This is a genomic window from Flavobacterium sp. ASW18X (assembly GCF_005144745.1).
Classification (GTDB): domain Bacteria; phylum Bacteroidota; class Bacteroidia; order Flavobacteriales; family Flavobacteriaceae; genus Croceivirga.
The window spans coordinates 72603-82509 of record NZ_SWKK01000019.1; the positions used below are offsets into that span (position 1 = coordinate 72603).

Annotated in this window: 5 protein-coding genes; 3 read left to right on the forward strand and 2 right to left on the reverse strand. The window is 37.6% G+C overall.

The window, feature by feature from the left end; genetic code table 11:
- Positions 1-9 precede the first annotated feature (9 nt).
- Both FBT53_RS13425 and nhaD read right to left on the reverse strand, forming a co-directional pair.
- A complete protein-coding gene (locus FBT53_RS13425; protein ID WP_136951700.1) occupies positions 10-702 on the reverse strand; it encodes a MotA/TolQ/ExbB proton channel family protein in 693 nt (230 codons plus the stop codon).
- A gap of 57 nt (positions 703-759) precedes the next feature.
- Positions 760-2088, reverse strand: coding sequence for a sodium:proton antiporter NhaD (gene nhaD / locus FBT53_RS13430; protein ID WP_136951701.1), 1329 nt, complete (start codon positions 2086-2088; stop codon positions 760-762).
- Between the two features lie 226 nt (positions 2089-2314).
- Between nhaD and FBT53_RS13435 the strand changes: the two genes are divergently transcribed.
- From FBT53_RS13435 to FBT53_RS13445, 3 genes are all read left to right on the forward strand, one after another.
- Positions 2315-3457: an acyl-CoA dehydrogenase gene (locus FBT53_RS13435; RefSeq protein WP_136951702.1), complete on the forward strand. Its 1143-nt coding sequence runs from the start codon at positions 2315-2317 to the stop codon at positions 3455-3457.
- 305 nt (positions 3458-3762) lie between these two features.
- The gene (gene gltB, locus FBT53_RS13440) at positions 3763-8268 is read left to right on the forward strand and encodes a glutamate synthase large subunit (RefSeq protein ID WP_136951703.1); all 4506 of its coding nucleotides are present in this window, start codon (positions 3763-3765) and stop codon (positions 8266-8268) included.
- Positions 8269-8276: 8 nt separating this feature from the next.
- Positions 8277-9743, forward strand: a complete 1467-nt coding sequence (locus FBT53_RS13445; RefSeq protein ID WP_136951704.1) for a glutamate synthase subunit beta — start codon at positions 8277-8279, stop codon at positions 9741-9743.
- The last annotated feature ends 164 nt before the right edge of the window (positions 9744-9907 follow it).

A 9907-nucleotide genomic window follows, 5' to 3' on the forward strand; every position in this document is an offset into this window, starting at 1 on the left:
CAGCTAATTTTATAAAGGTTCGTTCAATAAGTCTAAAAATTCCACAGCATGGGCTTCCATCTGGTGTACCACCTTATCTGTACGGTTTACTAAATGGTTGTAACCAATGTAAGCTATAATACCGACTACTAAACCAGCTACGGTAGTCGTCATCGCAGTATATATACCAGAGGCCAAAGAACCCATTTCTGCTTGTCCGCCACTGCTTGCCATTTCATGAAAAGCTAAAATCATACCAATTACCGTTCCTAAGAAACCAATCATTGGCGCAGCACCTGCAACAGTAGCTAAAATGTTTACGTTCTTTTCTAATTTATACACCTCTAAGGTTCCTGCATTTTCAATGGCTGTATTGATATCATCTAAAGGTTTTCCTATTCTAGAAACACCTTTTTCTGTTAAGCGCGCCACAGGAGAATCGGTTTGCGCACAAAGTAGCTTTGCCGCCTCTAATTTTCCGTTCATAACATGATCCCGAATCTGGTTCATGAAATTCTTATCTATTTTAGAAGCTGCGCTTATTGCAAATGTGCGTTCAAAATAGATGTATAAGGCCACAAAAAGAAGGACAAACAGTACAATAACAATTATTGTACTGGCCGCCCCGCCATTTATTATTAAATCTATTACAGAAAGTGTTTTTTCTTCTGATACTGCTTCGGCAACACCATCCGCAGCTACTTGATCTTGAAAATTAATCATAATGTGATTCCCAAATTTTATTGCAATAATAACGGGCTTTTCACAAATAAATTATAATTAAAGTACAAATTCACGCAATGCAATGAATACCAGACCTCCAGATACAAATCCAATGAAAGCTAACCAAGAGATCTTCTTTAAGTACCAGAAGAAATCTATCTTTTCCATACCCATTGCTACCACACCTGCTGCAGAACCAATTATCAACATACTACCACCTGTACCCGCAGAGTATGCGATAAAGTGCCATAATGGATGGTCCGGTCCTTCTGAGAACATGCCCATACTAGCAGCAACCAAAGGAACATTATCTATAACGGCAGAACCAATACCTAATAACATTACCACAATATCTGTCTGCGGTATTGCTTCATTCATACTTTCAGCATATCTAAATAAGATACCCAAAGATTCTAATGCCGCAACTGCTAATAAAATACCTAGAAAGAACAGAATACTTGGCAATTCTATTTTTGTGAGTGCCGCATGTACTGGACTATGATGTGCACCTTCATGGTGATGCTCGTCTGTAGCAGAAGTTATACTAAACTTAGCATTACTATAAATTTCCGCGAAAGTTGCTACAATTGCCAGAGATAACATCATACCTACATAAGGTGGCAAGTGTGTAATCGTTTTAAAGAAAGGTACAAATACAATTGCCCCCAAACCTAAATAAAGCATAATTGATCCATATTTAGAACTTGGACCTTCTATAGTTTCCTCTGCATCAACTTCACCACTAAAAGCTTTAAATCTGCTAGCTATAAAGGTTGGTATAACCATACAAACAATGGAAGGCAATAGAACGTGAGTTACTAAAGAACCTGCATGCACTTTGTCTGCAATCCAAAGCATAGTTGTAGTTACGTCTCCAATAGGAGACCAAGCTCCACCAGCATTTGCATTAATAATAATTAAACCAGCAAACCACAAACGCGTTTCTCTGTCCTTAATAACCTTCTGTAGAATGGTTATTAAAACAATGGTTGCAGTTAGGTTATCAATAATAGCAGAAAGGATAAATGCTAAAATGGAGAATATCCACAATAATTTGCGTTTACTTCTGGTTTTTATATATCCTTTTATTGTCGCAAAACCATCAAAATAATCTATAATTTCTACAATGGTCATAGCTCCCAATAAGAATACCAGAATTTCTGCCGTTTTTCCTAAATGATGCAATAAAATTTCCTCTATATGGGTAGGCTCCAACTCTTTAAGTTGGGCATTTACCTCAAATACATCCATGTGGGTTAAGGCAATAATGGCCCAAAGTAAGGCCATCATGGCCAAAGCTGGGATAAGTTTATCTATTTTAAGATTGTGCTCAAGGGTAATTGCCAAATAACCCGCCAAAAAAACAATTATTACTATCGTCTCCATTAATCTGTTGGTTTAAAAGCTGTTATATTTATTGTGACTGTTGCCGACCAAATCTCACATTCTCTGATCGATAAAACGGGCTAAATATAAGGATTGCCCAAAGAATCTCCCAAAAGGCAAGGTTATTTTTTAAATTGAAACATTGATGATTAAACAAAGATTTAATTAGAAATATGGCATTCAAATCTTATATTTGTGTGAAAAAATTAATAATTCCATAATTAAGATGAATTTTTCCCTTACTGAAGAACAGTTGATGATTCAACAGGCTGCAAGAGATTTTGCCCAAAACGAACTTTTACCGGGCGTTATTGAAAGAGATGAGGCCCAAAAATTCCCCGAAGAACAAGTTAAACAAATGGGCGAATTGGGTTTTCTTGGAATGATGGTGAACGAGAAATATAGTGGTAGTGGATTAGATACCTTATCTTATGTATTGGTGATGGAGGAACTTTCCAAAGTAGATGCTTCTTCTTCCGTAATCGTTTCTGTAAATAACTCCTTAGTATGCTGGGGTTTAGAAACGTATGGCACAGAAGAGCAAAAGGAAAAATACTTACACAGGTTAGCTACAGGACAAATTATTGGTGCTTTCTGTTTATCTGAGCCAGAAGCTGGTAGCGATGCAACATCCCAAAAAACAACCGCAATAGATAAAGGTGACCATTATATATTAAACGGTACTAAAAACTGGATTACTAATGGTGGCACTGCAGAGGTGTATTTAGTAATTGCCCAAACGGATAAAGAGAAAGGCCATAAAGGGATTAATGCACTAATTGTAGAAAAAGGCACGCCAGGTTTTGAAATTGGCCCTAAAGAAAACAAATTAGGAATCCGTGGGAGCGACACTCATTCTTTAATGTTTACTGACGTAAAAGTTCCTAAAGAAAACCGAATAGGTGAAGATGGTTTTGGATTTAAATTTGCCATGAAAACGTTAGCAGGAGGTAGAATTGGTATTGCGGCTCAAGCGCTAGGTATTGCCGCTGGTGCATATGAGCTTGCATTACAGTATTCTAAAGTACGCAAAGCGTTTGGCACAGAAATTTGTAATCACCAAGCAATTGCCTTTAAGTTAGCAGACATGCACACCAAAATACAGGCTGCCAGACATTTAGTTTACCAAGCTGCTTGTGATAAAGATGCAGGGGAAAATTACGATTTATCTGGAGCCATGGCTAAATTATATGCAGCAGAAACTGCAATGGAAGTTGCAACAGAAGCTGTACAAATACATGGAGGTAATGGTTTTGTTAAAGAATACCATGTAGAACGGTTAATGAGAGACGCTAAAATCACGCAGATTTATGAAGGCACTTCAGAAATTCAGAAGATAGTTATTTCTAGAAGCATCTTACGCGACTAATATTTAACACACAAAGCCTAAGGGGTTAATATCAAATAATAATAAATATTTAGACCAACCCCCTAAAGTTTTAAGGGTAAACTCACAATTAAATATATATTTAATGTGATTTTACCCTTTTCTTTTTTAGGTTATTGAAATTACCACCCCCATCAATTATCATTTCCATATAATAAACCCATCTAATTCTCATATTATGTTTTTGTTATCAAAAAATTACAGACGCTAAAATTTTTGTTGTGTTTAACATCCTTTATTGTACATAATTCATTGTTTATGATAAATTTGAGTAAATACCATATTCAATGAAGCCAGAGAGACAAGGATTGTACTTACCCGAATTTGAACACGATAACTGTGGCGCGGGGTTTATATGTAGCCTGCAAGGAAAGAAGTCTAACGACATCATTCACAAGGCCCTAGAGATATTAGTTAAACTAGAGCACCGTGGTGCCGTTAGCGCAGACGGTAGAACAGGAGACGGAGCGGGTATCCTTATAGATATACCGCACGAATTCTTTAAAAATGTCTGTAATTTTGACTTACCAGAAGCAGGTGAATATGCAACTGGCAATGTGTTCTTACCTCAAAAAGAAAACCAACGTCAGTTTTGCATAGATACCTTTAAAAGCAATATAGAAGAACAAGGTTTAGAACTATTGGGGTGGCGAGATGTACCGGTTAATAAGTCCGTCCCAGGTAGTATTGCCAAAGAAACTGAACCTGCAGTTAAGCAAATCTTTATTGGCAAGGGCAACATTGAAGATGATTTTAAATTCAATCAAAAACTATTTGTAGCTAGAAAAAAGACAGAACATGAGATTGAGGCTTCCAAATTAAGTCAAAGTCAGTTTTTCTATCTTCCTAGCTTGTCTCAAAAAATAATCATCTTCAAGGGTTTATTAATGCCGCAAGACATTAGTAAATATTATGAAGATTTAATGGACCCTAGAGTGGTTACTCGTTTGGCTTTAGTACACCAACGTTTTTCTACTAACACTTTCCCAACTTGGGATTTAGCACAGCCTTTCCGCTATATGTGCCATAATGGAGAGATTAACACCCTAAGAGGTAATGTAGCTAGAATGCGATCTAGAGAAGAATTAATGGCTAGTGATTGGTTTGGAGAAGACATTAAAAAGGTAATACCTGTAATATTACCAGGTAAATCGGATTCTGCTAGTATGGATATGGTGGTAGAATTACTTTTAATGACGGGTCGTTCTTTACCAGAGGTAATGATGATGTTAGTCCCAGAGGCCTGGGAAAAGAATGATGAAATGTCTGAAAGCAAAAAGGCATTCTACGAATATAACAGCTGTTTAATGGAACCATGGGACGGTCCTGCCTCTATTCCATTTACAGACGGCAACTATATTGGCGCTGTATTAGACCGTAATGGTTTAAGACCTTCTCGTTATTCCGTTACCAAAAACGGATACGTTATCATGTCGTCAGAAACAGGTGTGGTAGATTTAGAACCAGAAAACATCGAGTATCACGGTAGGTTGGAGCCTGGTAAAATGTTTTTGGTAAACATGGAAGAAGGCCGTATTGTTAATGATGAAGAAATTAAGGAAGCTATCGCCAATAAACACCCATATAAAGAATGGCTCAATAAAAATTTAGTTCACTTAAAAGACATTCCGTATAACGACTGTCCTATATTCTTAGGCGAATTTCCATTAGATACAAGAACTGCTGCATTTGGCTACACACAAGAAGATATCAACACCATTATAATGCCAATGGCAGAACATGGTAAGGAACCTATTGGTTCTATGGGTTCAGACACGCCAATTGCCGTACTGTCAGAAAGACCACAATTAATTTACAATTACTTTAAACAATTATTTGCACAAGTAACTAATCCCCCATTAGATGGGATTAGAGAGGAGTTAATTACGGACATTAGCTTAACCTTAGGTAGTGACCATAACATTTTTGAGTTTTCTGAATTACATTGTAGAAAATTGAAAATTCAGAATCCAGTAATTTCCAAGGAGGATTTAGACAAAATAAAAAACCATGACCGTAGTCCAGATTATAAAGTTGTTTCAATTTCTACGCTTTATGAAATTGAAAAAGGACACAATGGGCTAGAAGAAGCTTTACAAAGAATTTTAGATGAAGCCTCTGAGGCGGCAAATAACGGAGCCAATATTATTATTTTATCAGACAGAATGGTAAGCAAAGAAATGGCCCCAATACCAGCACTACTTTCCTGTTCTTTTGTTAATAGTGGCCTAAGCAAATTAGGCAAACGTTCTAAGTTAAGTATCATAGTAGAATCTGCGGAACCTAGAGAAGTACACCATTTTGCACTATTATTTGGATTTGGTGCAAGTGCCATCAATCCTTATTTAGTGAATGAAATTATTGGCAAACAGATAGAGGAAAACAATATAACTGATTACTCTTTTGAAGATGCCATCATTAATTATAATAAAGCGGTTGGTAAGGGTATTCTTAAGGTGATGAATAAAATTGGAATCTCTACTTTAAATTCTTACCGTGGCTCACAATTGTTTGAATGTATTGGTATAAACACTAAAGTCGTAGATAAATATTTCCCAAATACCCCAACACGTATAGAGGGTATAGGACTGTACGAAATAGAAAAAGAAGTTGCTAAACGTCACAGACAAGCGTTTTATAATGACAAAATAGACGCAAATTTAGATTTAGAGATAGGCGGCGAATACCGATGGAGGAGAAATGGAGCTAAACATATGTTTAATCCAGAGTCCATTGCCAAATTACAAAAAGCAGTACGCAGCAATGAACCTTCTACTTATAAAGAGTATTCAGAACTCATAAATGAGCAATCTAAAAACCTGATGACTATTAGAGGGTTATTCGAGTTCTCCAACTATGACCCAATTCCGTTAGAAGAAGTAGAACCATGGACAGAAATTGTAAAGCGCTTTAAAACAGGTGCAATGTCTTACGGTAGTATTAGTAAAGAAGCTCACGAGAATCTTGCCATTGCAATGAATAGAATTGGTGGTAAAAGCAATTCTGGAGAAGGTGGAGAGGATGAACAGCGCTTTTACAAGAGTCCTACAGGAGATTGGCGTAACAGTGCCATTAAACAAGTTGCTTCTGGTAGGTTTGGTGTTACATCAAACTACCTAACAAACGCCAGGGAAATACAAATTAAAATGGCTCAGGGGGCTAAACCTGGAGAAGGCGGGCAATTACCTGGACCAAAAGTTAATCCCTCTATTGCTAAAACCAGAAATTCTACCCCTTACGTAGGGTTAATTTCACCACCACCACACCATGATATTTACTCTATTGAAGATTTATCTCAATTAATATACGACTTAAAATCTGCCAATAGAGAAGCTAGAATAAATGTAAAACTAGTCTCTGAAGTTGGTGTTGGTACTGTTGCCGCTGGTGTTGCCAAGGCAAAAGCAGACGTTATTTTAATTTCAGGATTTGATGGAGGAACAGGTGCGTCTCCATTAACATCCTTAAAACACGCAGGATTGCCTTGGGAGCTTGGCATTGCAGAGGCACAACAAACATTGGTTTTAAATGATTTGAGAAACAGAGTTGTTTTAGAGTGCGACGGACAGTTGAAAACAGGTAGAGACGTTGCCATAGCGTGCTTATTAGGGGCAGAAGAATTTGGATTTGCTACTGCTCCACTTGTGGCATCCGGTTGTGTAATGATGCGAGTGTGCCACTTAAACACTTGCCCTGTGGGTATAGCCACACAAAATCCTGAGTTACGTAAAAAGTTTAAAGGAAAACCAGAACACGTAGTAAACTACATGTATTTTGTAGCTCAAGAACTTAGAGAAATCATGGCAAAGTTAGGCTTTAGAACCATAAATGAAATGGTTGGGCAAGTTCAAAAATTAGACAGAAAAAAAGCTTTGGCACATTACAAAGCTGCGGGCATAGATTTAACTCCAATTCTTTATCAAGTAGAGGTGCCAGAGGGTACTCCGTTATTCAACACAGAACAACAAGTACATGACATCCATGGTTCTATTGAGTTTGATATTATTGCAAAAGCTCACCCAGCTCTTTTCCGTAAAGAGAAAACAAGTTTAGAGTTTCCAATTTGTAATACGGACCGCGCAGTTGGCGCCATAATAAGTAATGAAATTTCCAAAATATATGGAGCCGAAGGGTTACCAGAGAACACCTTAAAACTAAACTTTACAGGCTCTGCAGGCCAAAGTTTTGGTGCTTTCGCAACCAAAGGATTAACCATGGTAGTAAATGGCAACACCAATGATTATTTGGGCAAAGGTCTTTCAGGTGCTAAATTAATCGTGAAAGTACCAGATTCGGCAACTATAGTTCCCGAAGATAACATTATCACTGGTAATGTTACCCTTTATGGCGCTACCACTGGTGAAGCTTATATAAACGGTAAAGCTGGAGAACGTTTCTGTGTTCGTAATTCTGGTGCAAAAGCCGTTGTAGAAGGTATAGGAGACCACGGATGCGAGTATATGACAGGTGGTGTAGCTGTTATCTTAGGTGAAGTAGGAAGAAATTTTGGAGCAGGTATGAGTGGAGGTATTGCCTTTGTTTATGATGCTAAAGAAACTTTTAGAAAACGTTGTAAAAACGAGGCATTAAACCTATTGGCTGTAGAAGAAGATAAAGACATTGCAGAATTAAAAGAATTAATAGAAAACCATTACAATGCTACCTTGAGCCCATTAGCACAAAGAATATTAGAAAAATGGGAAGAAAGTTTAGGCAAATTCATAAAAGTATTCCCAGAAGAATACAGACAGGCCTTAATTAGATTAGAACAGGAGAAAATGGAAACCATATAACAACCAACATGGGAAAGACAACAGGATTTATGGAGTATAAGCGTATGGACGAAAGCTATGCGCCTGTAGAAGACCGAATAAAAAACTATAAAGAATTTACTCAACCTTTAAAAGAAGAAGAGGTTAAAGTCCAAGGTGCACGTTGTATGGATTGTGGAATTCCATTTTGCCATAGTGGTTGTCCACTTGGTAACTTAATTCCAGATTTCAACGATGCAGTATACCTAGGAAAATGGGAGAAAGCAGCAAGAATTTTACATTCTACTAACAATTTTCCAGAATTTACAGGTAGATTATGTCCAGCACCATGTGAAGAAGCTTGTGTATTAGGAATTAATGAAGACCCTGTTTCCATAGAAAATATAGAAAAGAACATTGTAGAAACTGCATTCAAAAATGGTTGGATTCAACCCCAACCGCCATTAACTCGTACCGACAAAAAAGTAGCTATAATTGGTTCAGGACCTGCAGGATTAGCGGCTGCACAGCAACTAAATAGAGCAGGACACATGGTTACTGTCTTTGAGCGTGACGAAAAACCTGGTGGTTTACTTCGTTATGGAATTCCAGATTTTAAGATGGAAAAACACGTTATAGATAGACGATTAGAAGTATTAGAAAAAGAAGGTATTACATTTAAAACTGGGATTAACGTAGGTATAGATATTAAAGCTAACGAACTACAGAATGAGTTTGATGCAGTTGTATTGTGTGGCGGGGCTACCGTTAGAAGAAATTTACCCATTCCAGGCTCCGATTTAAAAGGCGTAGTCCAAGCCATGGAATTTTTACCACAAAACAACAGACGTGTGGACAACATTTCCTTTACTGGTGATGAAATTTTGGCAACAGATAAAAACGTTATAGTAATTGGGGGTGGTGATACTGGTTCGGATTGTATAGGTACATCTATAAGACATGGTGCCAAATCAGTTAACAATTTTGAAATTATGCCTATGGCCACAACAGAAAGACCAGAAAATCAACCTTGGCCATTTTGGCCCATGCGTTTAAGAACTAGCACCTCTCATAAGGAAGGAGCAGAACGCTTCTTTAGCATCTCTACAAAGGAATTTAAAGGTGATGCTGAAGGTAATCTTACGAGTTTAGTAACTACAGAGGTGGAATGGGAATTTAAGCCAGGACAGCGTCCTAATTTAAAAGAAGTTCCAGGAACTGAAAAAGAATGGAAATGTGATTTGGCTTTATTAGCATTAGGCTTTACCGGTTCGGAAACCACCCTAGCAGAACAATTTGGATTAAAATTTGACGGACGTACTAATATAGAAGCCTCAGAAAACGATTATAAAACAAACGTCCCTGGAGTTTTTGCTGCAGGAGACCAAAGACGTGGACAATCCCTAATAGTATGGGCAATCTCTGAAGGCAGACAAGCAGCACATCATGTAGATAAATATCTAATGGGCAAATCAGAATTACCTTTAAAAGGCCAAGGCGATCTTCCAAGGGTGTAATAGTAACCTATTTGGATTAGCAAAAGGCAGGTATTAAACCTGCCTTTTTTTATTCATTCCAATTAGTCGATGGAATAAAAAAACCCCTTTACGAATTGTAAAGGGGTTTGAAGGAGGCGGCGACCTACTCTCCCACCTGGTGTGGCAGTACCATCGGCGCTATC

What these genes read in the sequence shown, in the direction of transcription:
- FBT53_RS13425 (WP_136951700.1), bottom strand. Translation starts at nt 702, where the DNA reads ATGATTAATTTTCAAGATCAAGTAGCTGCGGATGGTGTTGCCGAAGCA.
- nhaD (WP_136951701.1), bottom strand. Translation starts at nt 2,088, where the DNA reads ATGGAGACGATAGTAATAATTGTTTTTTTGGCGGGTTATTTGGCAATT.
- FBT53_RS13435 (WP_136951702.1), top strand. Translation starts at nt 2,315, where the DNA reads ATGAATTTTTCCCTTACTGAAGAACAGTTGATGATTCAACAGGCTGCA.
- gltB (WP_136951703.1), top strand. Translation starts at nt 3,763, where the DNA reads ATGAAGCCAGAGAGACAAGGATTGTACTTACCCGAATTTGAACACGAT.
- FBT53_RS13445 (WP_136951704.1), top strand. Translation starts at nt 8,277, where the DNA reads ATGGGAAAGACAACAGGATTTATGGAGTATAAGCGTATGGACGAAAGC.